General features: G+C 58.5%; 26 protein-coding genes and 1 pseudogene. 8 read left to right on the top strand and 19 right to left on the bottom strand.

Annotated elements, in window-relative coordinates; all coding sequences use genetic code 11:
• Nucleotides 1–6: 6 nt before the first annotated feature.
• The 12 genes from emrA to ABLX76_RS20165 form a co-directional block, all read right to left on the bottom strand.
• On the bottom strand, nt 7–1,179 hold the full coding sequence (emrA, locus tag ABLX76_RS20220) for a multidrug efflux MFS transporter periplasmic adaptor subunit EmrA (protein WP_004205697.1): 1,173 nt from the start codon (nt 1,177–1,179) through the stop codon (nt 7–9).
• A gap of 125 nt (nt 1,180–1,304) precedes the next feature.
• Nucleotides 1,305–1,835 carry a transcriptional repressor MprA gene (mprA, locus tag ABLX76_RS20215; RefSeq protein ID WP_002914337.1) on the bottom strand — a complete coding sequence of 177 codons (531 nt, stop codon included), beginning with the start codon at nt 1,833–1,835 and terminating at the stop codon, nt 1,305–1,307.
• A gap of 90 nt (nt 1,836–1,925) precedes the next feature.
• Nucleotides 1,926–2,261, bottom strand: a complete 336-nt coding sequence (gene ygaH / locus ABLX76_RS20210) for an L-valine transporter subunit YgaH (protein WP_348875154.1) — start codon at nt 2,259–2,261, stop codon at nt 1,926–1,928.
• Nucleotides 2,251–2,997 (bottom strand): AzlC family ABC transporter permease, encoded by a 747-nt coding sequence (locus ABLX76_RS20205; protein ID WP_023290756.1) that lies wholly within the window; start codon nt 2,995–2,997, stop codon nt 2,251–2,253. Before ABLX76_RS20205 ends, ygaH begins: the two co-directional genes overlap by 11 nt.
• Before the next feature lie 180 nt (nt 2,998–3,177).
• A complete protein-coding gene (gene proX, locus ABLX76_RS20200) occupies nt 3,178–4,176 on the bottom strand; it encodes a glycine betaine/L-proline ABC transporter substrate-binding protein ProX (RefSeq protein ID WP_023290755.1) in 999 nt (332 codons plus the stop codon).
• A gap of 77 nt (nt 4,177–4,253) precedes the next feature.
• Entirely contained in the window at nt 4,254–5,321 is a 1,068-nt protein-coding gene (gene proW / locus ABLX76_RS20195) for a glycine betaine/L-proline ABC transporter permease ProW (RefSeq protein ID WP_023290754.1), read from the bottom strand.
• A complete protein-coding gene (gene proV / locus ABLX76_RS20190) occupies nt 5,314–6,516 on the bottom strand; it encodes a glycine betaine/L-proline ABC transporter ATP-binding protein ProV (protein WP_002914328.1) in 1,203 nt (400 codons plus the stop codon). Before proV ends, proW begins: the two co-directional genes overlap by 8 nt.
• A gap of 356 nt (nt 6,517–6,872) precedes the next feature.
• Complete coding sequence (gene nrdF, locus ABLX76_RS20185) at nt 6,873–7,835, bottom strand: class 1b ribonucleoside-diphosphate reductase subunit beta (RefSeq protein WP_244337353.1); 963 nt, start codon at nt 7,833–7,835, stop codon at nt 6,873–6,875.
• Between the two features lie 10 nt (nt 7,836–7,845).
• Nucleotides 7,846–9,987, bottom strand: a complete 2,142-nt coding sequence (gene nrdE, locus ABLX76_RS20180) for a class 1b ribonucleoside-diphosphate reductase subunit alpha (RefSeq protein WP_253230920.1) — start codon at nt 9,985–9,987, stop codon at nt 7,846–7,848.
• Entirely contained in the window at nt 9,960–10,370 is a 411-nt protein-coding gene (nrdI, locus tag ABLX76_RS20175) for a class Ib ribonucleoside-diphosphate reductase assembly flavoprotein NrdI (RefSeq protein ID WP_023290751.1), read from the bottom strand. Before nrdI ends, nrdE begins: the two co-directional genes overlap by 28 nt.
• Nucleotides 10,367–10,612, bottom strand: coding sequence for a glutaredoxin-like protein NrdH (gene nrdH, locus ABLX76_RS20170; protein WP_348875151.1), 246 nt, complete (start codon nt 10,610–10,612; stop codon nt 10,367–10,369). The genes nrdI and nrdH overlap by 4 nt, the downstream gene beginning before the upstream one ends.
• 183 nt (nt 10,613–10,795) lie before the next feature.
• Nucleotides 10,796–11,227 carry a carboxymuconolactone decarboxylase family protein gene (locus ABLX76_RS20165; RefSeq protein WP_023290749.1) on the bottom strand — a complete coding sequence of 144 codons (432 nt, stop codon included), beginning with the start codon at nt 11,225–11,227 and terminating at the stop codon, nt 10,796–10,798.
• Nucleotides 11,228–11,315: 88 nt separating this feature from the next.
• On the opposite strand from ABLX76_RS20165, the gene ABLX76_RS20160 reads away from it, so the two are divergent.
• Entirely contained in the window at nt 11,316–12,692 is a 1,377-nt protein-coding gene (locus ABLX76_RS20160; RefSeq protein WP_048335065.1) for a PLP-dependent aminotransferase family protein, read from the top strand.
• Between the two features lie 119 nt (nt 12,693–12,811).
• Here ABLX76_RS20160 and ABLX76_RS20155 read toward each other — a convergent pair whose 3' ends face one another.
• The gene (locus ABLX76_RS20155) at nt 12,812–13,159 is read right to left on the bottom strand and encodes a DUF883 family protein (protein WP_032432206.1); all 348 of its coding nucleotides are present in this window, start codon (nt 13,157–13,159) and stop codon (nt 12,812–12,814) included.
• Between the two features lie 149 nt (nt 13,160–13,308).
• Between ABLX76_RS20155 and ABLX76_RS20150 the strand changes: the two genes are divergently transcribed.
• Nucleotides 13,309–13,671 carry a DUF2002 family protein gene (locus ABLX76_RS20150; RefSeq protein ID WP_002914291.1) on the top strand — a complete coding sequence of 121 codons (363 nt, stop codon included), beginning with the start codon at nt 13,309–13,311 and terminating at the stop codon, nt 13,669–13,671.
• A 78-nt stretch (nt 13,672–13,749) separates the two neighbouring features.
• Here the strand turns inward: ABLX76_RS20150 and alaE are convergent, their stop codons facing one another.
• Complete coding sequence (gene alaE, locus ABLX76_RS20145; RefSeq protein WP_004205719.1) at nt 13,750–14,199, bottom strand: L-alanine exporter AlaE; 450 nt, start codon at nt 14,197–14,199, stop codon at nt 13,750–13,752.
• A 729-nt stretch (nt 14,200–14,928) separates the two neighbouring features.
• On the opposite strand from alaE, the gene stpA reads away from it, so the two are divergent.
• Nucleotides 14,929–15,330 carry a DNA-binding protein StpA gene (stpA, locus tag ABLX76_RS20140; protein WP_086076428.1) on the top strand — a complete coding sequence of 134 codons (402 nt, stop codon included), beginning with the start codon at nt 14,929–14,931 and terminating at the stop codon, nt 15,328–15,330.
• 75 nt (nt 15,331–15,405) lie between these two features.
• Here the strand turns inward: stpA and ABLX76_RS20135 are convergent, their stop codons facing one another.
• Nucleotides 15,406–15,585, bottom strand: a complete 180-nt coding sequence (locus tag ABLX76_RS20135; protein ID WP_065883406.1) for a hypothetical protein — start codon at nt 15,583–15,585, stop codon at nt 15,406–15,408.
• Nucleotides 15,586–15,789: 204 nt separating this feature from the next.
• Here ABLX76_RS20135 and lpxO point away from each other — a divergent pair, with 204 nt between their 5' ends.
• The gene (gene lpxO / locus ABLX76_RS20130; protein WP_065812313.1) at nt 15,790–16,692 is read left to right on the top strand and encodes a lipid A hydroxylase LpxO; all 903 of its coding nucleotides are present in this window, start codon (nt 15,790–15,792) and stop codon (nt 16,690–16,692) included.
• On the opposite strand, the pseudogene ABLX76_RS20125 reads toward lpxO, so the two are convergent.
• The 3 genes and pseudogenes from ABLX76_RS20125 to ABLX76_RS20115 form a co-directional block, all read right to left on the bottom strand.
• A pseudogene (locus tag ABLX76_RS20125) lies at nt 16,673–17,219 on the bottom strand (rhodanese family protein). The gene lpxO and the pseudogene ABLX76_RS20125 sit on opposite strands and share 20 nt — an antisense overlap.
• A 7-nt stretch (nt 17,220–17,226) precedes the next feature.
• Complete coding sequence (locus tag ABLX76_RS20120) at nt 17,227–17,526, bottom strand: metalloregulator ArsR/SmtB family transcription factor (RefSeq protein ID WP_002914277.1); 300 nt, start codon at nt 17,524–17,526, stop codon at nt 17,227–17,229.
• 75 nt (nt 17,527–17,601) lie between these two features.
• The gene (locus ABLX76_RS20115; RefSeq protein ID WP_048298082.1) at nt 17,602–18,207 is read right to left on the bottom strand and encodes an NAD(P)H-dependent oxidoreductase; all 606 of its coding nucleotides are present in this window, start codon (nt 18,205–18,207) and stop codon (nt 17,602–17,604) included.
• Between the two features lie 103 nt (nt 18,208–18,310).
• Between ABLX76_RS20115 and ABLX76_RS20110 the strand changes: the two genes are divergently transcribed.
• Nucleotides 18,311–19,207, top strand: a complete 897-nt coding sequence (locus ABLX76_RS20110) for a LysR family transcriptional regulator (RefSeq protein ID WP_086076418.1) — start codon at nt 18,311–18,313, stop codon at nt 19,205–19,207.
• A gap of 32 nt (nt 19,208–19,239) precedes the next feature.
• Here ABLX76_RS20110 and ABLX76_RS20105 read toward each other — a convergent pair whose 3' ends face one another.
• Nucleotides 19,240–21,027, bottom strand: a complete 1,788-nt coding sequence (locus ABLX76_RS20105) for a sigma-54-dependent Fis family transcriptional regulator (protein WP_023290740.1) — start codon at nt 21,025–21,027, stop codon at nt 19,240–19,242.
• A gap of 263 nt (nt 21,028–21,290) precedes the next feature.
• Here ABLX76_RS20105 and ABLX76_RS20100 point away from each other — a divergent pair, with 263 nt between their 5' ends.
• The 3 genes from ABLX76_RS20100 to ABLX76_RS20090 all read left to right on the top strand — a co-directional run bounded on the left by ABLX76_RS20100 (nt 21,291) and on the right by ABLX76_RS20090 (nt 24,949).
• Nucleotides 21,291–22,811, top strand: a complete 1,521-nt coding sequence (locus ABLX76_RS20100) for an aldehyde dehydrogenase family protein (protein ID WP_032453792.1) — start codon at nt 21,291–21,293, stop codon at nt 22,809–22,811.
• A gap of 699 nt (nt 22,812–23,510) precedes the next feature.
• A complete protein-coding gene (locus ABLX76_RS20095; protein WP_065883399.1) occupies nt 23,511–24,092 on the top strand; it encodes a fimbrial protein in 582 nt (193 codons plus the stop codon).
• A 194-nt stretch (nt 24,093–24,286) separates the two neighbouring features.
• Entirely contained in the window at nt 24,287–24,949 is a 663-nt protein-coding gene (locus ABLX76_RS20090) for a molecular chaperone (RefSeq protein ID WP_023290737.1), read from the top strand.

Genomic DNA, 24,949 nt, shown 5'->3' with positions numbered 1-24,949 from the left:
CCCGAATTATCCGGCGTTGGCCTGAATGATCTCGTCTATCAGTTTATTGACCGGATCGAGAGCGATTTCGCGGGCATTGCTCTCGTAGACCGGGGAGCTCCGCACCTGGCTTGCCAGCATTTCGCCATCGCGATCGGTGGTGTTAACTTCCACCAGCGTCGAGAGGCCGATGCGCAGCGGGTGTTCCGCCAGCTGTTTTTCATCCAGCTCGATGCGGACCGGCAAGCGCTGTACCACTTTGATCCAGTTGCCGGTGGCGTTCTGCGCCGGCAGCAGGGAGAAGGCGCTCCCGGTTCCCATATCCAGACCAACCACCTTGCCGGTGTATTTCACGTCATCGCCATAGATGTCGCTGATTACGGTGGCCGGCTGGCCGATGCGCATATGCGCCAGCTGGGTCTCTTTAAAGTTAGCGTCGATCCACAGGTTGGTCGCCGGAACCACCGCCATCAGCGGCGTGGTGGTGCCGATCTGCGCCCCAGGCTGTACCGAGCGGCGGGAAACGTAGCCGCTAATCGGGCTGACGATCTGCGTACGCTGCAGGGCCAGCCAGGCGTTACGCACTTCGGTCGCCGCCTGCAGCACCGCCGGCTGCTGTTCCAGTTTGGTACCCAGCACGATCGCCTGGTTGGCGTTGTACTGCTGGATCGCCACGTCAAGCTCGGCCTGCGCGCTGGCGACGGTGTCGCGGGCGTGCTGCAGCTCTTCGCGGCCGATGAGGTTCGCAGCGCCCAGCGGGATGCGGCGGTTCAGGTCAGCCTGCGCCTGGGCGAGGGCGGTCTTTTTGACGTCAATATTCGCCTGCAGCTGCTTGCTGTTGATCATCTGCTGACGGGTTTGACGCACGCTGGCGGCCAGCTGCGTTTTGGCTTTCTCAAACGCCTGTTGGGCATCGGTCTGATCGAGAGTGACCAGCGGATCGCCTTTCTGCACATAGTCCGTGTTGTCTGCCCAGACTTTGGTCACGCTGCCCGAGACCTGGGCCATAATTTGTACCTGGTTCCCTGCCACGTAGGCATCGTCGGTCTCTTCGTAGTGACGCAGTACCAGAAACCAGTAAATCCCATATGCCACGGCAATAATAATGAAGAGCAATGTCAGCAACAGAAGGGCGCCTTTACGCTTCCCTTTTTTGCTGCCTGGTTGCTGCGGGGTTTGGCTCTCCGCATTTGCGCTCATGTTATTCTCCACGATCTTATTATTTCACATCGGCTGAGCCGACCTGTTTATCAGAAAGGCCAGCAGAGATCTGCTGGCCTGGCTGTTTTCCTTGCAACGTAAAAATGGGCTGAGCGACGCCGCCCTTAGCGTAGAGAGTCCGCCAGCACGCCTTCTTCTTCCATCTGGTCAAGGCGGCTCAGGAGTTTGCGGGTAATGTGTTCGAGCTGATCTTTTTCGCTGGTGCTGAGTGAAGACCACAGCTGGTGCAGGCAGTTATGCTGCGGCGGCAGGACTTCACGCAAAAACTGATGGCCCTTTTCGGTCAGCTGCAGATGCAGACAGCGACGATCGTTATCGCTCTCGCGGCGTTCAATCCAGCCGCGTTTTTCCAGTTCATCAGCGATACGGGTGGCGTTGGTACGCGACGAGCCCAGCGCACAGCTCAGCTCGGACGGCTGAATGCTGTGGTTTTCCTGCGACTCCAGCGTAATCAGCGCCATAAATAATGTCTCGTTAATTCCCTGCGCTTTGAGCATTTTATTGCGATTTTCCAGCAGTTTACCTTGCATATGCATGCAAAGACGAGTTAACAGAATCTCCTGGAACGGGAAATCTTCATGGCGGCTGGCGCGGAACTTGAGCATTTGCTCAATGGGAGTAAACGAACTATCCATTTGGGTATGACCTCATTAATTACAGTCGATATAATAACTATTGTGACAAATAAATCAAATGAATTATTGACCAAAATTGATACGCAAAGCTTAGAGCCCGCTGGTGATTTTCCAGGCCAGACCGTAGGCCAACGCCGACAGCAGGGTCGGGATAATAATGCTGCGGGTTTTCCAGAAGGCGCCCCCCAGCACCAGGAAGCCGATCAGCGTCGGCGCCAGGCGATGGGCATCGGCGAGGATCTCCGGCACGCTGGAGACCATCAGCAGCGCGCAAATCGAGGCGATGCCGATGGTATCCAGCAGCACGCTGACCGGGCCACGACGGGCAGGCTGGGCATGGCCCGCGCGCAGACGCAGGGGAAGATAACGAAACAGATAGTTCACGCCGCCGACAATCACTCCGAGCAGAAGGACCTCACTGTTCATCCGGCATCCCCTTCAGCATGGCCTGGACCAGCGCCGTCAGACACCCGCAGACAATCCCGGCGAGGATCGCCGCCGGAATGGAAAATAACAGAATGCCGCCCAGCGCGCCCGCCAGCGCCGCCGTGACGCACAGCGATTGCTGGCGCTGGAAAGAGGCCAGCAGGAAGCTCATAAACAGCGCCGGCAGCATAAAGCCGAGCGCGGCTTCCACCGCCGGATAATCCACCAGCAGGCCGTTGCCGGACCAGGCGCCGGCCAGCGTGCCGCACACCCACGATGCCCACGAGGTAAACGCGAGACCGAGCATCCAGTTTTCGCTCCAGCGTCGGTTGTCGCGTACCAGCCTGGCGGTGGCGGCGGCGAAAACCTCATCGGTCAGGCCGAAGGCCCAGAGGGCGGTCTTCTTTTTGTCCAGCGCGGTATGAATGCGGCTGCGCAGCGAGGGGCCATACAGCACGTGGCGGACGTCCATCGCCATCACCGTCAGGGCGGCGACCCACAGCGAACTGCCGGCGGCCAGCATGGCGGTGATCACAAACTGGCTGGCGCCGGCGTAAATAATGCAGGAGAAAAACAGGCTTTCCAGCGGGGTGAAACCCAGCCGGGTGGCGTTCAGTCCGAAGGCGAATGCCACCGGAAGGTAGCTGATGACGATGGGGAGACTGTCTTTAATGCCTTCGCCGACGGTAGCGACACGTTCAGATAAGGCACAGGTTAAGGGCGCGGGGTTTTCCATATGAATAACTTATCGCTGGATCCATGTGAAGGTGGCAAATTGACCGATGTCCCCACCTTAACAGAGCGCGACGCGCCTTAACACTATGAAAATGCCCGCAATCCGCTTTTCCATGACCCTGACGGGATGAAAGGCGGGGAAGGGGCCCGGATAAGGCGCCGGGCCTTATCCGGGGGCGGGTTACTGCTGCGCGGCGAGTGCGGCTTTCACCCAGCTGTCGAACAGCGGCTGGTGGGCTTTGATCCAACCATCAACATGACCGTTAATGTCGGCTTCGGAAGCATGGCCTTCGTGCATCATCGCATTCTCGGCGTTGATGTCGGCGATCGGCAGCTTCATGACGCTAAACAGAGTGGCGGCGGCCGGATTTTTCTCCGCCCAAGCTTTGTTGGCGACAATGTGCATGGTGTTGACCGGGAAGCCATAGTTGGCGCCGTTGGCCAGTTTGGTATCGATGTTTTTCTGCTCGCCCGGCAGGGAGGAGAACGGCACCTGCAGCCAGACGACGTCTTTGCCAGGCTTCAGCACGTCGCTAACCCAGTACGGCGTCCAGGTGTAGTAGAGCACCGGTTTACCCTCTTTATAGCGGGCGATGGTGTCGGCCATCATCGCCGCGTAGTTGCCCTGGTTATGGGTGACGGTTTTGCTCAGGCCATAGGCGTCAATCTGGTGGTTAATCACCGCTTCGCAGCCCCAGCCCGGGGTGCAGCCGGTGAGGTCCGCTTTACCGTCGTTGTTAGTATCAAACAGTTTGGCGATCTGCGGATCTTTGAGCTGATCGATAGAGGTGATGTGGTACTGCTCGGCGGTTTTTTTATCGATCAGATAGCCCTGGGCGGCGCCTGAGACGTACACCCCCTTGCGGTAAAATTTGTTATCACCGCCCGCCGCGGCGTACATGTCATCGTGCAGCGGCTGCCAGTTGGTGGCGATAAAGGTCGTATCCCCGGCGGCAATCGAGGTATAGGCGACGTTATAGTCCACTTCGCTCGGTTTTTCGACGGTGTAGCCAAGCTTCTCCAGCGCGCGGCTGACCAGCAGGGTCTGGAAGCTCTCTTCGGAGATAGTGCTCTGCGCCGGCTTGACGGTAATTCCTTTGCCCGGCAGGTCGGCGGCGAAGGCGCTGGTGGCGATCAGGGTGGCAAAGGCGGCGGTGGCCATCATCGTGCTATGTCGCATGGTGGTTCCTCTTATTGTTTAACGGGAAGGCGGCACCCCGGCATCGGCTGGTGCCGGGGTGCGGCGCTGTTATCGACTTATCGACAGAAAGGGCGAGTAAGAAGCCCCAGCGGGCCGGTGGTGTACCAGCGGCGGTTGCCGCGACTGCGGGCGTCGCGGCCGACGGCCTGGGTGAGGCGGTCAAGAATAATCGCCAGGATCACGATCCCCACGCCGCCGACGGTGGCCAGGCCCATATCCAGGCGGCCAATGCCGCGCAGCACCATCTGGCCAAGACCGCCGACGGCGATCATCGAGGCGATCACCACCATCGACAGGGCCAGCATTAGCGTCTGGTTAACCCCGGCCATAATGGTGGGCATCGCCAGCGGCAGCTGAACTTTAAACAGCAGCTGGCGCGGGCTGGCGCCAAACGAGCGCGACGCTTCGATCAGATCCGCAGGCACCTGGTTTATCCCGAGGATGGTCAGACGGACGATCGGCGGCAGGGCGAAGATAATCGTCACCACCACGCCGGGCACGTTGCCGATGCCGAACAGCATCACGATCGGCACCAGGTAGACGAAGGCCGGCGTGGTCTGCATGGCATCCAGCAGCGGGCGGATAATTTTCGCCGCTCGCGGACTGCGCGCCAGCCAGATCCCCAGCGGCAGGCCGATGATCATGCAGAACAGCAGGGCGGTGAGGACCAGCGCCAGGGTGACCATCGCCTGCGACCACGCGCCGATGGCGCCGATGGCAATCAGCGAGACCAGGGTGGCGACCCCCATGCCGAGGCTGGAGATCTGCCAGGCGATCAGCGCGAAGACGATAATCGCCACCGGCGCCGGCATCCCCAACAGCAGCTGCTGGAAGGCGCTGAGGATGTAGTCGATCGGCACGCGGATCCCCTGGAACAGCGGGCGGAAGTGCAGCACGATCCAGTCGATGGCGTGGGTCACCCAGCTGTCGAGCGGGATCAGGGTCTTATGGAACGGATCCATGATATTGAACTGTTCCGGCTGCGGCGCCGGGGCGCTGTGCAGCCAGTCGGCGCCGCCGCCATTAGTCGGCGCGGCAGTTGAGGCGCCACCCCAGGCGTCTGCAGCCTGAGCGGCGCTGTCGGTTGCCGGGGCGCTGTCCCACGGATTGGTTTGATCAGCCATGATTCACCCCCTCGCGATCTAAAGCCTGGAGCAACATTCGTTTGGAAATGATGCCAATATATTGTTGTTCTTCATCCACCACCGGGACGGCGCACGGGGCGTGGCCGACGTGGGAGAGCAGATCGCTGAGCGGCGTTTGCGCCTCCACCGCCAGCGGGGCGTCGATCAGCGCCGCCTCGATCCCCTGGCCGGCGCTGAGCGCGGTTTTCAGAGAATCGATCGAGACAATCCCGACAAAGCGATTACCGCGCTCAATGACATAACCATATTCCCGGTCTTCATCCTGTAATAATTTCAGCGCAGAGCGGGGGCCAAAACCTGGCGTTTTACGAATCAGGCCGACCGGGCTACGACGGGCAATATCTTTTGCGCTGAAGACCTGGCTAATATCGACGCCGCGGAAGAAGGTGCGGACATAATCATTGGCCGGATTATTCAATATTTCATCCGGAGTACCGACCTGAACCACTTCGCCATTTTGCATAATGGCGATGCGATCGCCAATTCGCATGGCTTCATCAAGGTCATGGGAAATAAAGACAATGGTACGCTGATGCTTAGCCTGTAATTTGATCAGCTCATCCTGCATTTCGGTGCGAATGAGCGGATCGAGCGCGGAGAAGGCTTCATCCATTAACAGAATATCGGGATTAATCGCCAGGGCGCGGGCTAAACCGACGCGCTGACGCATCCCGCCGGAGAGTTCATCCGGCCAGGCGTGGGCATAATTCTCCAGCCCCACCTGACGCAGCGCTTCCCGCGCTTTTTGCTCTCGCTCAGCGGCCGGGACGCCGGCAAGCGCCATGCCAAACGCCGTATTGTCGAGCACGCTCATGTGCGGCATTAGCGCAAAGGACTGAAAAACCATCGCAATTTTTTTACGACGCACCTCGCGCAGCTCGGCGTCCGACATTTTGGCGATATCGACCCCGTCAATCAGCACCTGGCCGCGGGTGGGTTCAATCAGGCGATTGAGAAGGCGAACCATGGTGGATTTCCCCGAGCCGGAGAGCCCCATGATGACGAATATCTCGCCTTCTTCAATGGCCAGACTGGCGTCTTTGACGCCAAGCGACAGCCCCGTTTTTTCCAGTATTTGCGCTTTGTTGAGTCCTTTCTCAATATATTTGAAAGCACGATGAGGGTGCTCGCCAAATATCTTATAAAGATTTTTGATTTCTAATTTAATTGCCATGCAATAGAGAAGTTCCTGTTATTTGTTTATTGCGATATGGTACCCAATGGTGATAATGATCTTTTTACACCCTAACATACTCAGATTCTGTGACAACCCTCAATGGCGAACTCTCGGCAAAATGGAGTGAGGGACATGGCGGCACAGCCCCCGTGATATAAGGGCTGAGCGGTAATTTGTTGTGGGTAATATTTTTTGATTATCTTTGGATAATTCGACTGAAATGGACCGGTTTTCTGCTAAATATGACGAAGTGATGACGGTTAGACCATGGAGAGAATATTTGGTGGATTAATCGCGATTCTGTGAAATTGATCACCAGGAATATGCGGGCGATATTCCTGATGAAAGTACGGTTAAAAGTCCCAGTCGTCGTCGGCGGTCTCTTCCATTTTTCCTATCACGTAGGAGGAGCCGGAGCCGGAGAAAAAGTCGTGGTTTTCATCGGCGTTGGGTGACAGCGCCGCGAGGATTGCCGGGTTAACCGCCGCCATCTCCGCCGGGAACAGCGCCTCGTAGCCGAGGTTCATCAGCGCTTTGTTGGCGTTGTAGCACAGAAAGGCGCTGACGTCGTCGAACCAGCCGCTCTCGCCGTACAGTTCCCGGCTGTAGGCCAGCTCGTTGTCGTACAGATCCATCAGCAGATCGAGGGCGAAGTTTTTCAATTCTTCGCGCTTACCGGGGCTGACGATCTCCAGTCCTTTCTGATACTTGTAGCCGATGTAATAGCCATGCACCGCTTCATCGCGAATGATCAGGCGGATCAGATCCGCGGTATTGGTCAGTTTTCCCCGACTGGAGAAGTGCATCGGCAGCCAGAAGCCGGAATAGAAGAGAAAGGATTCGAGGAACACGCTGGCGATTTTTTTCTTCAGCGGCTCGTCGGCCTGATAGTAGCCCAGCATCAGCTGCGCTTTGCGCTGCAGAGGTTCGCAGCTTTCGCTCCAGGCGAAGGCGGCATCCACCTCTTTGCTATGGCACAGCGTGGAAAAGATGGAGCTGTAAGAGCGGGCATGAACCGCTTCCATAAAGCTGATGTTCGACAGCACCGCCTCCTCATGCGGGGTCAGAGCGTCCGTCATCAGCGCCGGCGCGCCGATGGTGTTCTGAATGGTGTCGAGCAGGGTCAGCCCGGTAAAAACGCGAATGGTCAACTGCTGCTCCGCCGCGCTGAGGGTTTGCCAGGCGGGAATATCGTTCGACAGCGGCACTTTCTCCGGCAGCCAGAAGTTGCTGGTGAGACGATTCCACACCTCCAGATCTTTATCGTCATCGATGCGGTTCCAGTTGATCGCGCTGACGCGCGTTAAATGGGTCATCCTGTTCTCCTTACAGCGCGCAGGACACGCAGCCTTCAATTTCAGTGCCTTCCAGCGCCAGCTGGCGCAGTCGGATGTAGTACAGCGTCTTAATGCCTTTCTTCCATGCGTAGATTTGCGCCTTGTTGATATCGCGGGTGGTGGCGGTATCCGGGAAGAACAGGGTCAGCGACAGCCCCTGATCGACGTGGCGCGTCGCCTCGGCGTAGGTGTCGATGATCTTCCGGGGGCCTATCTCGTACGCATCCTGGTAGAGGGCCAGATTATCGTTATTCATAAACGGCGCGGGGTAGTACACCCGTCCGGTTTTCCCCTCTTTGCGGATCTCAATCTTCGAGACGATCGGGTGAATGCTGGAGGTAGCATGGTTGATGTACGAGATCGAGCCGGTGGGCGGCACCGCCTGCAGATAGCGGTTGTAAATGCCATAGCGCATGACGTCGTCGCGCAGCTGGCGCCAGCTTTCCCGGTCGGGCAGGGAGATGCCGGCGCGGGCGAAAAGCGCGCGGACCCGTTCGGTTTTCGGCTGCCACGACTCCTGCAGATATTTGTCGAAGTATTCCCCGCTGGCGTAGCGCGACTGCCCGAAGCCGGCGAAGCGCTGGCCGCGCTCGCGGGCCAACAGCATCGAGGTGTGCAGCGCGTGCCAGGTCACGGTGTAGAAGTAGATATTGGTGAAGTCCAGCCCCTCCGGGCTGCCGTAGGCAATGCCTTCCCGCGCCAGATAGCCGTGAAGATTCATCTGCCCCAGACCGATGGCGTGGGAGGCGGCGTTGCCAGCCGCCACGGAGGGGACCGACTGAATGTGGCTCATGTCGGACACGGCGGTCAGGGCGCGCACCGCGGTGGCGATAGTGAGGCCGAAATCCGGCGAGTCCATGGTGTGGGCGATGTTCAGCGAGCCGAGGTTGCAGGAGATATCTTCCCCGATACGGGCATAGCTGAGATCTTCATTATAGGCGGACGGCGTACTGACCTGCAGGATCTCGGAACACAGATTGCTCATGGTGACCCGCCCGGCCACCGGACTGGCGCGGTTCACCGTGTCTTCAAACATGATGTACGGGTAGCCGGATTCAAACTGGATCTCCGCCAGGCGCTGGAACAGATCGCGGGCGCGGATCCAGCGTTTGCGAACCCGATCGTCGGCTACCAGCTGTGGATAGAGGTCGCCGATGGCGCAGTCGGCGAAGGGTTTGCCGTACAGCCGTTCGACATCATACGGCGAGAAGAGCGCCATCTGCGCGTCTTCTTTCGCCAGCTGGAAGGTGATGTCAGGGATCACCACCCCCAGCGACAGGGTTTTGATGCGGATTTTCTCATCGGCATTTTCACGCCGGGTATCAAGGAAGCGCAAAATATCGGGATGGTGAGCGTGCAGCCAGACCGCCCCCGCCCCCTGGCGGGCGCCGAGCTGGTTGGCATAGGAGAAGGCGTCCTCCAGCATCTTCATCACCGGCACCACGCCGGAGGACTGATTTTCGATGCGCTTGATCGGCGCCCCGGCCTCGCGCAGATTGGAGAGTAAAAAGGCCACGCCGCCGCCGCGCTTCGACAACTGCAGCGCCGAGTTCACCGCCCGGCCGATGGACTCCATATTATCTTCAATGCGCAGCAGGAAGCAGGAGATCAACTCCCCGCGCTGCTGTTTGCCGGCGTTAAGGAAGGTGGGCGTGGCCGGCTGGAAGCGGCCACTGAGTATCTCCTCCGTCAGCTGCCGCGCCTGCTGTTCATCGCCCCGGGCCAGCGTCAGGGCCACCATTACGCTGCGTTCCGCGAAATCCTCGAGGTAGTGCTTGCCGTCAAAGCTCTTCAGCGCGTAGCTGGTATAGAACTTCCAGGCGCCGAGGAAGGTCTGGAAGCGAAACGCGGCGCGCCTGGCATGGGCGAACAACGCCAGCACAAACCCGCGATCATAGCCGGCCAGCAGCTGGGGATCGTAATAGCCCTCGCGGACGAGCCAGCTGAGTTTATCCTCCTGGCTGGCAAAGGCGAGGGTGTTGGGCTGAACCTGGGTCGCCATAAAAGCCTCAACCGCCTGGCGATCTTTCTCAAACGGGATGCGGCCCTCGCTGTCGTACAAATTCAGCATCGCATTGAGGGCGTGAAAATCCACGGCGGCGGTTATACGTTCTGCGGTTGTCGTTGCCAAAATTCGCTGACTCCTTTACGCACGTTATCGATATCGTCGGGGGTTCCCATCAGCTCGAAGCGGTAGAGATAGGGCACGGCGCATTTCTGCGCGATGACATCCCCGGCGCGCCCCCAGGCGTCGCCAAAGTTGCGATTGCCGGCGGCAATCACCCCGCGGATCAGCCGACGGTTATGTACGTCGTTTAAAAAGCGGATCGCCTGACGCGGCACGGCGCCGGCGGTACCGCCGCCGCCATAGCTGGGAACGATGAGAATATAGGGCTCGTCTACCTGCAGAGGTTCACGCTCGTTCAGCGGGATGCGCACCGCCGGCAGCCCCAGGCGCTGCACAAAGCGATGGGTGTTCTCCGAACGGCTGGAGAAGTAGACGATGAGGCTCATGCGCTGGCCGCCGCGACGGAGGGGCGCAGGCGATTGATCATATCCGGGCGGAAGCCGCTCCAGCGCAGGTCGCCGGCGATCACCACCGGCAGCTGGCGAAACCCCTGCTCGCGCAGGGTGTCGGCGGCATCCGGCTGCTGGTCGACGTTGACCATTTCAAAGGCCACTCCCCGGCTCTCCATGGCTCGTCGGGTGGCATGGCACTGCACGCAGTCATTTCGAGTGTAAATAATAATGCGCATGATTCGTATTTCCATTTAAGATAACAACACGGCGCTAAACGTAGCGTCGAACGTTGTGGGCCATTCGATAAGGAAATACTAGATGTAGTAATTTAAAACTTCAACCACTCAATATATAGCGTCTTTAGCAAAGTATTCCCCCGCCGGGGTGGCCAGGCGGAGGAGGGGGAAGGCTGCGCGAAACTACAGACGCATGGCGACGGCGAGGCGGTTAAAGGCGTTCATCAGGCTGATGGCGAAGGTGAGATCGCTTATCTGACGTGGGGTAAAATGTTCGCGCAGCGGCAGGTAAACCTCATCTTCCGCATGGCTGGCGGCGATGTCGGTGACCGACTCGGCCCAGGCAAGCGCCGCGCGTTCGCCAGGGGTAAAATGGTCGCTCACCCGCCAGCCGGCCAGGGCATCCAGCTTGCTCTGCGCCATGCCGCCTTTGCGTAGCGCCTGGCTGTGCTTCTCAAGGCAGAAGGCGCAGCCGTTGATCTGCGACACGCGTAAATAGACCAGCTCCACCAGGGCGCTGCCCAGTTCGCTTTTCTCCAGCGCGAGGCTGGCCTGCACCAGCCCTTTATAGACTTCCGGGCTCAGTTCACTGAATGGCTGACGTAATTGGCTCATGGTGTTCTCCTCTCTAAGACGGCAGCCAAAATAGCACTATAATGGACTGCAAAAGATAGCCATATTGTGATGAAAAAAGCAGACCATAATGGAAGCCAGCCACCTCCCTCTTTATCAACGCATCGCCCGCCAGCTGAAATCCGCCATTGAACGTGGCGAACTGGCTCCGGGCAGCCGTCTGCCCGCCAGTCGGGTGTTTGCCCAGGAGCAGGGCGTCTCCCGGGCGACCATCGAAAACGCCTGGGGCGAACTGGTCGCCCAGGGCTGGCTCGAGCGACGCGGGCAGGCGGGAACCTTTGTCAGCGAGCGGCTCAGTCCGCGCCAGCTGGCGCCAGTGCCGCCCGCGCAACCTGCCGCGCCGGCGGAGCCGTTGCCGTTTCAGATGGGGCTCCCGGCGCTGGATCTCTTTCCGCGCGGGCTGTGGGCGCGGGTGATGGGGCGCCGGCTGCGGACGCAGTCGCGGTTCGATCTGGCGCCCGGCGATCCCGGCGGCGACCCGCTTCTGCGTCAGGCGATCGTCGACTATCTGCGCCTGTCGCGCAGTATCGACTGCCAGCCGGAGCAGGTCCTGATCGCCGGCAACTATGCCACCGCCATGAACCTGATCCTGCGTACCCTGGCGCAGCCGGGGCAGCATATGTGGATGGAGGATCCGGGATATCCCTTTATCCGCCCGGTGGTCGAGGCCGGGCAGCTGGTGGTGGATGCGATCCCGGTGGACGACGAAGGGATGGATATCGCCTGGGGCCAGCGCCATCACCCGCAGGCGCGGTTTGCCCTGCTCACCCCGGCGCATCAGAGTCCGCTGGGAGTGGCGCTCTCGCTGCCCCGGCGTCGCCAGCTGTTGGCATGGGCCGCGGAGCGTGACGCCTGGATCATTGAGGATGATTACGATAGCGAGTTTCGCTATCGCGGCAAACCGCTGCCGCCGCTGAAAAGCCTTGATGCGCCACAGCGGGTCATCTACGCGGGCACCTTCAGTAAGTCGATGTTTCCTGCGCTGCGCACCGCCTGGCTGGTGGTGCCGACCGCGCTGGCGGCGCGCTTTCACCAGACCGTGGAGCGCCAGCCCTGCACCGTTCCCACCCTGTGGCAGCAGACGCTGGCGGATTTTATCCAGCAGGGCCATTTCTGGCGTCATCTGAAAAAAATGCGCGCCAGCTACAGCCAGCGCAGGGAGTGGCTGGAGTCGGCTCTGCAGGCGCAGGGCTTTCAGGTCACGCCGCAGCAGGGGGGGATTCAGCTGGTCATGCCGGTCAACGGCGACGATCGCCTGCTGGCCCAACGGGCGGTGGCGGCCGGGCTGGCGGTACAGGCGTTGAGCGACTGGCGGATGCGCCATACCGGCGAGGGGGGATTACTGATGAGTTTTACCAATATTCGCTCGCCGGCAATGGCTGGCGCGCTGGCCCGGCGGCTGAGGGAGGCGATCGGCGTCGGCGGCGTCACGCCCGCTGGCGCATAAAAAACCCCTGCGGCCAGAGGCGCGCAGGGGCTGACGCGTATTTGTTATCTTCATTGCTTTCCGTGAAGCTGGCGGGCTTCCGCGCGCTTATCGCGCGGCGGCAGCAAACGCTATAGCTATTATCGACGTAAATTGAGCAATACGCCAATAAATACCCCGACGGCGGCGGCGGCGCCCACGCTGTGCCACGGTTTATTGCGCACGTAGGTGTCGGCGCAGCCCAGCGCATCGCACGCTGCCTGGCGCGCATCCAGCGCCGCCTGCTGCACCCGGTTGTGGCCATTAAGGCGGGCGCGGGTCTCTTTTAACAGCGACTGCGCTTTGGCACGCGCCGCTTCCGCTTCCTCTTTCGCGTCACTGCCCCACGATTTCAGCACCTCTTCCAGCGTGTCCGCTAATTGGCTGACATCGTTATGAATATCTTCGGCGTTCTCGTCAAAATTGTTGCGGTTCACATGGTTAGCCATCGTTATCTCCCTTAATTCCATCGAGTGAGTAAGTGTAGGACAAGATTTTGAATTATGCTTACTGCTGTGGTTTCTGGAATATTCCGAAAGCACTGCCCTTAATGAATAAGGTAAGGTCAATGTGCGGTAAAAGATAACGAGGAATCAGTATGTATTTAAGACCCGATGAGGTGGCGCGTGTTCTTGAAAAAGCCGGCTTCACCATGGATGTTGTGACGCAAAAAGCGTACGGCTATCGCCGCGGCGATAATTATGTTTATGTGAACCGCGAAGCGCGCATGGGGCGAACAGCGTTAGTTATTCATCCAGCGTTAAAAGAGCGCAGCAATATGCTGGCTGAACCGGCTTCAGATATCAAAACCTGCGACCATTATGAACAGTTTCCGCTGTATTTAGCCGGGGATGCGCAGCAGCATTATGGTATTCCGCACGGCTTTAGCTCACGCATGGCGCTTGAGCGTTTTCTTAATGGACTGTTTGGCGAAGCCCAGCCGGCCATGTCGACGAATTAATTCGCTGGATAAAGACCCGGGCGAAGCTGGCTGGCGGGAGGAAGCGACTGGCAGAGCCAGTCGCTGTTACCGTGTCGGTCAGGCTTTTGCCTGCTGGTAGGGCGCCACGCGGAACAGGCGGCGGCAATAGTCGAGGAAGTAGCCGTAAGCGGCGCCCATCATCATTGAAACCGCCAGGTTCGAGCTCACCGCAGCGACAATCTGGTGCCAGTCCGCACCCACGCTCCACAGAATGGCGACATAAACCGGCGACTGAAAGGTCACGTAGGCCAGTACGTCGGCCATATTTTTCATCCAGCCGGCCGGAGTGATGCGCCGGGCCTGACGCATCGCGAAGTCGCGATAAATCCCGTAAGGGACAGCGATAATAATGTTGACCGGGATCGCCACCAGGCGCGACGATAACGACTGCTCAAACGTCATACCAGAGAGAAAAATTTCGATCATCATGTTGACGACGGTGCAGTAAACCACCATCGCAAAGGTGTCTGCAACCGCATGCCGCAAGCGGGAGTGCGCAGAGAACATCGGAGTGCTCCTCGAAAATGAAGTCAATAACGCCGAAAAATGCGCGTTGGTATAGCGTTTTTGGGCTGCCTGTTTTGATGTGCGTAGAGTATATCTCTGCATTAAAAGTGGCAACTAGCTATAAATTTTTATTTATTGCCTTTTTGTCGATAAAATACTCTGCGAAGGTCGGTTTTTTGCCCGTTACGCTACATTTATTGCTGGCTTTGTTAAATTCCTTTAATTTCAAATAGTTGTGTTGTTTTTTCGCCATGGTATCTGACCAGGGGGTCGGCATCTGACCGCCCGCTGTGGCGCAAAATCGCGTTAGTCTGTGATTAGTGTCATGTTTAGATGTTTTTATGCCATTATGCCGGTTTTTGTGGTGAAAAATTCTAAAATGGTATGTGGCGTTTTATTCTTAATGACTGAGTAACTATTCATTCGGCCACGCGGAGAGGGCCTGCGCCTTCACCGACGATAAGAGGATAACCCGCTGACTATAAAGGTAATATCGCCTTCTTGATATATTTTCCTATCTCACCATCCGCCGCTTTTATTTATTCAGGGTCTTATTGGCCTGTGCTGGCGAAAAAGAACCGGGGATTTCCCGATATAAAGTAAGTGGAAAAGGTTTACTCTCTGCATAATATATTTATCTGGATAACCGAAGGCTGGAAATAAATAAACGTTTCTATTACACTTGCCGCGTTGTGTCTTTTAATTTGCTATTTGGAAATTTTTAATTTTATGTCTTCAATGTTACACAAACTGAATAATATCCGTTCACTGCGCGCGCTGTCCCGTGAATTCTCCATTGACGTGCTTGAAGAGATGCTGGAAAAGCTCAGGATCGTCACTGAAGAAATACGTACGCAACAGCAGCTGACGGCGCAGCAGCAGGCGGAATATCAGGAAAAAGTGAATACCTGGCTTGAGCTGATGCGCGCCGACGGTATTTCTCCTGACGAGCTGGTGGCCGATATTCAGCCGCCGATGGCGGGCGGTAAAAAGCGGAAACCGCGCCCGGCGAAATATCGTTATACCGATCATACCGGCGCCGAGAAAACCTGGACCGGCCAGGGAAGAATGCCGAAGCCGATTGCCCAGGCGGTCGCCGAGGGGAAATCGCTGGACAGCTTTTTGATTTAAAACCGATGCGGCCAGCACCACGACGGCGGGGAGACCCACCGCCCGGCCTGGCCTTATGACCTGCAGCGAGGGGCTTCAGCAGACGCCGAAGTCCCCCTCTTCCTGATAGGACGTCACCTCGTCTGACTTCAGCGTATAGCGTTCTCCCTGCTCCTGCGCGGCCTGAACCACCACCAGAGCCTCGCCCTGCACTTCGACCACTTTCAGTTTTGGCCCGCCCGCACGCGGTTGTACCAGATCGCCGACAGAAAACATCATTCACTCCTCACTGTTAATACCACGGATGAACCTAAACCATAGCTCAACGCCCGCGCACTGAACACCGGGTGTGCTCTTTTTTGTTAAAACAATTTGGAGGTATATGTATTAATGTTGTTAATGTTTTGCTGGCGCCATACCGCTGCTGACAAGGGGGACGGCGAGGGTAGGGTTACCATCAATCAGGTCAGGAAAGACACCATGAAGTATATCATTCTGTTGATCATTGTTATTGCTGTGCTGTATGTCCATTACCGCGGACGGGTGCGCTATCGTTTCTGGCGACAGCTCTCCGACCATTCCACATTTACCGCGCCGTTGAATGGATTTATGTATTTATTTTCCCGCGTGCCGAATACGCCTTATCTGCGCCCGGAGATGTTTCCCGAGCTGGCGATATTGCAACAAAACTGGCTGGTTATTCGCGAAGAAGGCATCCGCCTCCAGCAGCTGGAGCAGATTAAAGCGGCCGATAAATATAACGATGCCGGATTTAACTCATTTTTTAAAACCGGCTGGAAACGCTTTTATCTGAAATGGTATGAGGATGCCCATCCCTCCGCCAGCCAGCTTTGCCCACAAACTACCGCGCTGCTGCGGGATATTCCGTCGGTGAAAGCGGCCATGTTCGCCACCCTGCCGGACGGCAGCCGTCTGCCGCGCCATCGCGACCCCTACGCCGGTTCCCTGCGCTTTCATCTTGGCCTGGCGACGCCGAACGATGACCGCTGCTTTATCGAGGTGGATGGTCAGCGCTACAGCTGGCGCGACGGGGAAGGGGTGCTGTTTGACGAGACCTATATCCACTATGCGGAAAATACCAGCGGTGAGAATCGGCTGATTCTGTTCTGTGATATTGAACGGCCGATGCGCTACCGCTGGGCGCAGAAGGTCAACCACTGGCTGGGGCGCTATCTGATGAGCGCCGCCTCGGCGCCCAACGACGCCAGCGATCGCACCGGCGGAATTAACCGGGCGTTTCGCTATATCTACCAGATCCGCATTGTCGGCAAGCGGCTGAAAAAATGGAATAAGACGGTCTATTACGTCGTCAAATGGCTGCTTTTCGGCGGCATTGCCTGGCTTATCTGGAGTGCGTTTTAACTCCCCTGGCGCCGGTTCCACGGCATGATCGCCAGCAGGCGCGCCATGCCGCAAAAGCCGGTCATCCCGGCGAAAGTGAGCCCGGCGCCGACCGCGCCGCTGAGCAGGAAAAAGCCGCCGTTCACGGTATAGCCCAGCAGCACCCCCAGTAAAATCAGAACGCCAGCGGCGATTTGCACCTGGCGCATCAGCGGCAGCGGTTGCGATTTATCTTCCTCAATCGGGAGCCCCGCGGCTTTCCATGCCTGAATCCCCCCCGCCAGCAGGCTAACCTGCGCCGGCGCGGCGGCGGCGGCCAGACGAATGGCGTTATTCTGCGTCCGGGAGCCGGCCTGGCAGTGGAAGATCACGCGCTCGCCGGCCCGGGCGTTTAGGGTCGCGCCGCCGTTCAGGGTGGCGAGCGGCACCAGCTCGGCATCGGGAATATGTTCGCGCGCGTATTCATCCGCATCGCGGATATCTATCAGTCTGGCACCCTGGGCAATCTGCACCCGGGCTTCGGCAGGGGTTAAGGTGGCGATGGTCATAGGATCCTCACGGGCAATAGAGCGTTTTCAGCGTGTTGATCACCTGCTGTACCGCAGGATGGGTGATGAAATAGTGGATGCGCTGAGCGTCGCGTTCGCTGTCGATCAGCCCCTCGTCACGCATCCGCGCGAGGTGCTGCGAGGTGGCGGAAGGGCTCAGGCCGGTAGCGCGGGCCAGTTCACCGGCGCTGGCCCGCGGCGCGTCGCATAGCATGCACAGGATCAGCAAACGGTGAGGATTGCTCATCGCTTTCATCAGCGCGGCGGCTTCGCCGGCGCGGGCCTGCAGGTCTTCGGGTGTGGTCATGTATTTTAGCTTTTTCTAAATTTAGATAACTCTAAAATAAAAAAGCCGCCAGCGCCAGCCCTTTTTCCCCGCGACTCAGGCCGGAACGGCGAGATCGGCTATCTGCGCCCGGGCGCTGGCGATCCCGGCGTCGCGACCGTGCGGGCGGTTATCCAGCCCTTCGGCATAGATAAATTCCACCTCATGGATCCCCATCAGCCCCAGCACCGCGCGCAGATAGGGGGTGACGGCGTCGGTGGTTTCTCCCTGGTGAACACCGCCGCGGCTGCTGACGACCACCGCCCGGACGCCCTCGACCAGCCCCTGCGGCCAGCTGTCGGTGTAGCGAAAGGTTTCCCGCGCCCGCGCCACGAGGTCGAACCATTTCTTCAGATCGGTCGGGACGTTGAGGTTATACATCGGGGCGCCGATCACCAGCAGGTCGCTGGCTTTTAACTCGGCAATAAACTGGTCGGAGAGCGCTACCGCCGCGCGGATGGCCGGCCGCGGATCCGCCGCCCCGCGCAGGGCGGCAAACAGCGCGCCATCCAGCGTCGGCAGCGCCATAGCGCTGAGATCGTGTTCGCGGATCCGATCGTGGCGGCCCGCCGCCTGGCGCGCCGCGAGAAATTCGTTAATCAGCTGATTGGTCAGGGAAGTTTCGCCATTAATGCTGGACTTTAATACCAGAACGTTAGCCATGATGAGTGCCTCAAGTTAAGGATAGAAGCAGAGACTAACACTGTCTTTTTTCTCTCTGGAGTGACATTATTTTCCTCTATTGTATCCCGTAAGGAACCAATCTGTGCGCGACGATCTGAACGCGATCCCGGTGTTTGTCACTGTGGTCGAGAGCGGTAACTTTGCCAGCGCGGCGACGATCCTCCACGTGACGCGATCGGCGGTGGGAAAAACCATTGCCCGGCTGGAAGCGCGTCTCGGCGTGGCGTTATTCCAGCGCACCACCCGCAGGCAACTGCTGACGGAAGAGGGAGAGCAATTTTATCACCAGTGTCGGGAGGCGCTGGGACGCATTCGCGAGGCCGAAGAAGCGCTGCAGCGCGGCAAAGGCGAGGTGCAGGGACGGCTGCGGATTTCGCTGCCGGTGCTGTTTGGCCAGCGCTGCGTGGCGCCGCTGCTGTTCCGCCTGAGCCAGCGCTATCCATTGCTGAAGCTCGAGCTCCACTACAGCGACCGGCAGGTCAATCTGCTGGAAGAGGGGTTTGATCTCGCGGTGCGTATCGGGAGCCTGGCCGACACCGGGTCGCTACGGGCGCGGGCGCTGGGGGAGCATGGCATGGTGCTGTGCGCGGCGGCGGAGTACCTGCGTCGCCAGCCGGCGCCGGGGACCATCGCCGGGCTGAGCGAGCACCGCACCCTCGGCTATCTGCATAACGGTCAGCTGCAAAAATGGCAACTTTACGACCCGCAGCAGGGCGAAGTGCGCTTCACCCCGGAGGCGTGGCTGGTGCAGGATGACTTTGCCGCCATCGCCGCGGCGGCGCAGCAGGGAATGGGCATCGCCTGGCTGCCGGACTGGCTGGTGGCGCAGGCGCTCGCCGACGGGACGCTGCAGCAGGTTCTGGCGCCCAGCGACCGTGTGCGTTTCGCCATCCACGCGGTGTGGCCGGAAGGGCCGTGGCTGCCGCAAAAAACGCGGGTGACGATCGATGCCCTGCGGGCGGGGCTGGGTCTGGCGTAGCGTCCTCGGCCGGCGCGCTTTAGGTCATCGCCTCAGCGGCGTGGCCGTCCGGCACGGGCGGCGCGGCGGTATAGCGTGCTGCGGGCGATGCCCAGCATCTGCGCCGCCCGGCTGACGTTGCCGTTGACCCTGGCGAGGGTATCGACAATCAACTGCTCGTCATGGGCCTGTAACCCCCCGCGCGGCAGCGGCGCAGGCGCAGCGCGGTATGCGTCCGGCAGCGCATCGGGCGTCAGCGTGTCGCCCTCATCGGCCAGAGCCAGCATCACCTTCAGGACGCTCTGCAGCTGGCGCACGTTTCCCGGCCACGGCAGCTGGCTGAGGTGGGTCAGCAGCGCGGTGGACAGCGTCACCCGGCGCGAAGCGCCGCCCAGGTCGCGCCACAGGGTGGCGATAAAGGTTTCCAGCGCCGGCCACTCGCGTAGCGGAGGCAGCGCCAGGGCGTACTCCCGCAGGCGCCACAGCAGATCTTCGCGGAATTCGCCGGCGCTGACCCGCTGGGTCAGGTTGCGGTGCGTGGCGCAGATCAGGGCGAAGTTCACCGGCACGCTGCGGCTGGCGCCGAGCGGGGCGACCTCTTTCTCCTGCAATACTCGCAGAAGGCGGGTCTGCAGCGCCAGCGGCATATCGCCGATCTCATCAAGAAACAGCACCCCGCCCTCGGCCTCGCGGATTTTGCCGATATAGCCGTTTTTGCTGGCGCCGGTAAACGCCCCTGGCTGGTAGCCGAAAAGCTCGGACTCGATCAGCGATTCCGGAATGGCGGCGCAGTTAATGGCGACGAATTTACCGCTGCGCCAGCGGCTGTGCTGGTGCAGCGTGCGGCTGACATACTCTTTGCCGCTGCCGGTTTCCCCCTCAATACAGAGCGCGATGCCGGCGTTAAGCAGCCGGAGCAGCTTTTCGCCTTCCCGCGGGCTGGTGAAGGGGAGCTGCATGGCCGGCGGGGCACTCACCGCCACCCGGCGGCGGGTGGGCTCGCGCAGGCGATAGTGATAGCGGCCCTGCGGGGTGGTCAGGGGCAGGGGAACGCTGACCGCCGTTTGCGTCAGCGTCGGAAAAAGCGACGCAAAGGTGAGCTGGCCAAACTGCGCCGCGCTCAGGCCGAACTCGCGCATCGCCAGCCGGTTGCCAGCGGTAAGGACGTTGTCGGAAAAGACCAGCAACAGTTCCTCCACGCTGTCGAGTTTGTCCACCTGCCGGTGGAGGCTCATCAGCCACTGCTCAGGATGCAGGCTCTGCTTCACCCACAGATACTCAATCTGCTTTGCCGCCGCTTTCACCCAGCCAAAGGTGTGCTGGTGGGGAAAATCCGCCGGGCCGGAGATATCCAGCACGCCGGCGATGCTTCCGTCCGGCCGCTGGAGCGGCATCGCCGCGCAGTACAAATTCTGGTTGCGGGTGAGAAAGTGCTGACGGCCATCGATTTCGCAGCCGTCGTCAATCGCCAGCGCGGTGCCGATGGCGTTGGTCCCGCGTCCGCTTTCGCTCCACAGATTGCCCGGCGCCAGCGCGACGCGCTGAGCCTTCTGCATCGCCTGGGTATCGCCGACGGTATGGAGCACCAGGCCGCCGGGGTCGGAGAGGATCACCACCGACTGCAGGTCCGCCACCTGGCGCGACAGGGCTTCCACCACCGGCTGCGCCAGCTGCTGCAGGCTGCGGTGGCTGGCGAGCCGGTCCGCCAGCTCGCCGGCGTCGAGGCGGGGAAAATCCTCGGTGGCGGGATCCAGACCGTAGCGTTGGCAGCGAGACCATGAATCGCTCAGCAGGGGATTGGCGTTAACCTCTGGGGCGAGAAGAAAGGGATTGCCTGGCACAGGGCACCTCTGGGTCGATGTTGCTGTGTTGCAATATTGTAGCTATTTGGTTTATTTGGTGTTGCGATTTGCAACACATAAGTGGAAACCCGTGCGACAGTGGCTGACCATCTGCCCAGCCAGTGAATACAACCTGTTAATAAATAAACCTATTTAGAGAAAATGAAAAACTGGCATAACCCCTGCAAAGTGAGAAGCGTTCGGCGGCAAGTTTAAAAAATCAATATGCCGCTGCGTCTCAACCCTACAGAAGGAGATTTGCGATGCGTTATGCACACCCTGGCCAGCCCGGCGCCCTGGTTTCATTGAAATCCGCTTACGGCAACTTTATTGACGGTAAATTTGTCGAGCCGCTGAGCGGTGAATTCTTTATGAATACCTCCCCGGTAGACGGCAGCAACATTGCGCAGTTTCCCCGGTCGGATGCCAGAGACATTGACTTCGCCCTCGACGCCGCCCACCGTGCGGCGCCGGCGTGGGGCAAAACCTCAGTGCAACAGCGCTCCAGGCTGCTGCTGCAGGTCGCCGACCGTATTGAACAGCATCTGGAATATCTGGCGGTGGCGGAGAGCTGGGACAACGGCAAACCGATCCGCGAAACGCTGAATGCCGACCTGCCGCTGGCGGTGGATCATTTTCGCTACTTCGCCGGCTGCCTGCGCGCCCAGGAGGGAAGCACTGCCGAAATTGACGAAACTACGGTGGCCTACCATTTCCATGAACCGCTGGGGGTGGTTGGTCAGATTATCCCGTGGAACTTCCCGCTGCTGATGGCCGCGTGGAAGCTGGCTCCGGCCCTGGCGGCGGGTAACTGCGTGGTGCTCAAGCCGGCGGAACAGACGCCGCTGAGTATTACCCTGCTGCTGGAGCTGATCGGCGATCTGTTCCCGGCGGGGGTGCTGAACGTGGTGCAGGGCTTCGGCAAAGAGGCGGGCGAGGCGCTGGCCACCAGCAAGCGTATCGCCAAGCTGGCGTTTACCGGCTCCACGCCGGTCGGGCGACATATTCTCGCCTGCGCGGCGGAGAATATTATCCCCTGCACCGTCGAGCTGGGGGGCAAATCGCCCAATATTTACTTCGCCGACGTGATGGAGGGTGAAGAGGAGTTTATTGAGAAGGCGGTGGAGGGGTTGGTGCTCGGTTTCTTCAACCAGGGTGAGGTCTGTACTTGCCCGTCGCGGGCGCTGATCCATGAATCCATCTATGAGCCCTTTATGGCGCGGGTCATGGAGAAGGTGGCGCAGATCCGTCGCGGCGATCCGTTAGATACCGACACCATGATCGGCGCCCAGGCTTCCCGCCAGCAGTTCGACAAGATCCTCTCCTATATTCAGATTGCCCGGGAAGAGGGCGGACAAATCCTCACCGGCGGCGAGCGGGCGGCGATCGCGCCGGCGCTGGATAATGGTTTTTATATTCAGCCCACGCTGATTAAAGGTCGCAACGATATGCGCTCCTTCCAGGAGGAGATCTTTGGGCCGGTGATCGGGGTGACCACCTTTAAGGACGAAGCGGAAGCGCTGGCTATCGCCAATGAGACCCAGTTTGGCCTCGGCGCTGGGGTGTGGACGCGCGATACCAATCTCGCCTATCGCATGGGGCGCGGTATTCAGGCCGGTCGCGTATGGACCAACTGTTATCATGTCTACCCGGCACATGCGGCGTTCGGCGGCTATAAACAGTCCGGCGTCGGGCGGGAAACGCATAAGATGGCGCTGGATGCCTATCAGCAAACCAAAAACCTGCTGGTGAGCTACGGCACCGCGCCGCTGGGCCTGTTCTGAAGCCCATCTCATTACTGATTGATCCTCAGTCCGCAATCCGTTCGGGTTGCGGATTTTTTTTGCGTCAAAATAACCCTGTGAAAGCGAGCGGTTACGGTGGCGGATAACGGCAATACATTTGGGTTAATGAAGTAATGGCTTTCATTTGAAAACAAAAACACTTCCAGAACAAGAAATTACAGCGCGGGTCAGGAGCGCTTTGCCTTAATTTGTGTAGAAATGATGAAGATTAATACCAGGAAAATTCCTAATTTTTTAGTGGCAACGGGTTTGGGCACAATAAAACAAGACGCTTTTTTGAGCAATTACCTTTAAATTTGTTAATAAAATGGACGTGTTGTTGTTGAGAGGTATTTAATTTTCTTTTGTATAGATATGTAAATTAACATTGAAATGCCATTTCAAAAAATAACTTTATGCCGAGTATAATCGTTAACCTGTATGTAACATTTCATCAGGTTGCCTTTTTTTACATCGGGTAATATATTTATTTCGCACATCAAAATAACTCTTTTTCTTCTGCTTGTTATTCATGGCCACCTTTCGGCGAAATAAAGCGGAGTCAAAGGACGTGTGCCGATTATCCTGCGGAAGGAACGCAATGAACATTTACAGGGAGGAACGGACGAGCCGTTTCGCGATAGCCATGGGGCTATTGTCGATGACGGGAAAATATATTCGTTAACGATGAGATAAATAATGAAAACGCAACTTCGTATTATGGCAATTCTCATGGGAGCGCTGGTTTCTGGCGCTGCAATTTCTGTTACTACGCCAACCATTAACGTTAACCCTGGCTCCAGCGCGGGTACCCAGGGTACCGGCGGACAGGTTATCTTCAATGGATCAATCACCGACAGCTCCTGCAATATCGACAGCGCATCCACCAGCCAGACGGTGGATCTGGGCAAATGGGCCAGCACCTATTTTACCAGCACAGGTTTTGAAACCACCAAAACGCCTTTCCATATCAAAGTAAAAGATTGCCCTGCCAGCGTGACAAATGTCGCGGTGCTGTTTGACGGCGCGCGCGATCAGTCTGATAACACGCTGTTGGCGACCACCGGCGGCGCCGCTGGCGTGGCGATCAAGCTGTATGAAGATGACAAGTCTACGGCGGTCAGCCTCGGCAGCGTGTCGAAAGCCAAAAATGTCGTTGCGGGCGCGACTGCCGGCACCGGCACTGCCGACCTCGAGTTTTTCGCCAACTATATCTCCACCGGTGCGGTGAAGGCTGGCAATGCCAACGGTACGGCTAATTTCAATATGATTTATAACTAATCATATTGCGCGCTATTCAGAGTCAGTCCACTGCGTCCTGATTAATTGCAGATAGCTAAAGTGATAACTGTCATAAAGTCACGAAATATATTCGTGACGGTATAGTTGTTTTTGCTAATTATCCCGACGGGTACTGGCTCTGATAATCCCTGCTTTATTTTACTGTTTGTTCAACCTTTACCTGATGGTAAGTCATGATGAAGAAAATAATTGCCGTTGCGGCCTTTCTGCTGTGCTCCACGGCAGCGCAGGCCGGTATTGTCATGGGTGGAACCCGTGTGATTTATCAGGAAGGGAAGCGTGAAGCCGCTATTTCAGTCACTAATGCCGATACCCATACGCCCTATCTGGTGCAGTCGTGGGTGGAAAATTACGCGGAAAACGATAAGGCCAAGGTGCCCTTTATTGTTACGCCGCCCTTATTCCGTCTCGATCCGGAGCAAAATAACGTCCTGCGCATTAACTTTATTGGCGCCTCGCTGCCCAGCGACCGTGAATCGGTCTACTGGCTGAACGTCAAAAGTATCGCCCCGACGCCCAAGGGCGAGGTGAACAAGCTGCAGGTCAATATTAAGTCGAAATTCAAAATCTTTTATCGCCCCAACGGCCTGGCGGGCGACCCGGCTAAAGCCTGGCAGCAGCTGAAGTTTAGCCAGTCCGGCGGCCATCTGACGGTGGCAAACCCCACTCCCTATTTTGTCTCTTTTTACGCCGTCGAGGTGGGCGGGCAGGCAATCGACGAGCCTGGCATGGTGGCCCCCTTTGGCGAGAAAACGTGGCCGGTGAGCGGGCACGGCACCGTCAAATGGCGGGCGATTAACGACTACGGCGGCGTCAGCGATTACGCCCAGCAGTAA

The organism is Klebsiella sp. JB_Kp004 (assembly GCF_040065795.1).
In the GTDB taxonomy this organism is placed as follows: Bacteria; Pseudomonadota; Gammaproteobacteria; order Enterobacterales; family Enterobacteriaceae; genus Klebsiella; species Klebsiella quasipneumoniae.
Note: the sequence above shows the minus strand (reverse complement) of the source record. Positions and strands in the feature narration are given on the sequence as shown.

Coding starts and splice junctions, on each gene's coding strand:
- ABLX76_RS20165 (WP_023290749.1), bottom strand. CDS start 11,227: ATGAGCCAATTACGTCAGCCATTCAGTGAACTGAGCCCGGAAGTCTAT.
- ABLX76_RS20155 (WP_032432206.1), bottom strand. CDS start 13,159: ATGGCTAACCATGTGAACCGCAACAATTTTGACGAGAACGCCGAAGAT.
- nrdI (WP_023290751.1), bottom strand. CDS start 10,370: ATGAGCCTCATCGTCTACTTCTCCAGCCGTTCGGAGAACACCCATCGC.
- ygaH (WP_348875154.1), bottom strand. CDS start 2,261: ATGAACAGTGAGGTCCTTCTGCTCGGAGTGATTGTCGGCGGCGTGAAC.
- emrA (WP_004205697.1), bottom strand. CDS start 1,179: ATGAGCGCAAATGCGGAGAGCCAAACCCCGCAGCAACCAGGCAGCAAA.
- ABLX76_RS20160 (WP_048335065.1), top strand. CDS start 11,316: ATGGAAGCCAGCCACCTCCCTCTTTATCAACGCATCGCCCGCCAGCTG.
- alaE (WP_004205719.1), bottom strand. CDS start 14,199: ATGTTCTCTGCGCACTCCCGCTTGCGGCATGCGGTTGCAGACACCTTT.
- ABLX76_RS20150 (WP_002914291.1), top strand. CDS start 13,309: ATGTATTTAAGACCCGATGAGGTGGCGCGTGTTCTTGAAAAAGCCGGC.
- proV (WP_002914328.1), bottom strand. CDS start 6,516: ATGGCAATTAAATTAGAAATCAAAAATCTTTATAAGATATTTGGCGAG.
- stpA (WP_086076428.1), top strand. CDS start 14,929: ATGTCTTCAATGTTACACAAACTGAATAATATCCGTTCACTGCGCGCG.
- ABLX76_RS20100 (WP_032453792.1), top strand. CDS start 21,291: ATGCGTTATGCACACCCTGGCCAGCCCGGCGCCCTGGTTTCATTGAAA.
- mprA (WP_002914337.1), bottom strand. CDS start 1,835: ATGGATAGTTCGTTTACTCCCATTGAGCAAATGCTCAAGTTCCGCGCC.
- nrdF (WP_244337353.1), bottom strand. CDS start 7,835: ATGACCCATTTAACGCGCGTCAGCGCGATCAACTGGAACCGCATCGAT.
- ABLX76_RS20135 (WP_065883406.1), bottom strand. CDS start 15,585: ATGTTTTCTGTCGGCGATCTGGTACAACCGCGTGCGGGCGGGCCAAAA.
- nrdH (WP_348875151.1), bottom strand. CDS start 10,612: ATGCGCATTATTATTTACACTCGAAATGACTGCGTGCAGTGCCATGCC.
- proW (WP_023290754.1), bottom strand. CDS start 5,321: ATGGCTGATCAAACCAATCCGTGGGACAGCGCCCCGGCAACCGACAGC.
- ABLX76_RS20115 (WP_048298082.1), bottom strand. CDS start 18,207: ATGGCTAACGTTCTGGTATTAAAGTCCAGCATTAATGGCGAAACTTCC.
- ABLX76_RS20095 (WP_065883399.1), top strand. CDS start 23,511: ATGAAAACGCAACTTCGTATTATGGCAATTCTCATGGGAGCGCTGGTT.
- lpxO (WP_065812313.1), top strand. CDS start 15,790: ATGAAGTATATCATTCTGTTGATCATTGTTATTGCTGTGCTGTATGTC.
- ABLX76_RS20090 (WP_023290737.1), top strand. CDS start 24,287: ATGATGAAGAAAATAATTGCCGTTGCGGCCTTTCTGCTGTGCTCCACG.
- proX (WP_023290755.1), bottom strand. CDS start 4,176: ATGCGACATAGCACGATGATGGCCACCGCCGCCTTTGCCACCCTGATC.
- ABLX76_RS20120 (WP_002914277.1), bottom strand. CDS start 17,526: ATGACCACACCCGAAGACCTGCAGGCCCGCGCCGGCGAAGCCGCCGCG.
- ABLX76_RS20205 (WP_023290756.1), bottom strand. CDS start 2,997: ATGGAAAACCCCGCGCCCTTAACCTGTGCCTTATCTGAACGTGTCGCT.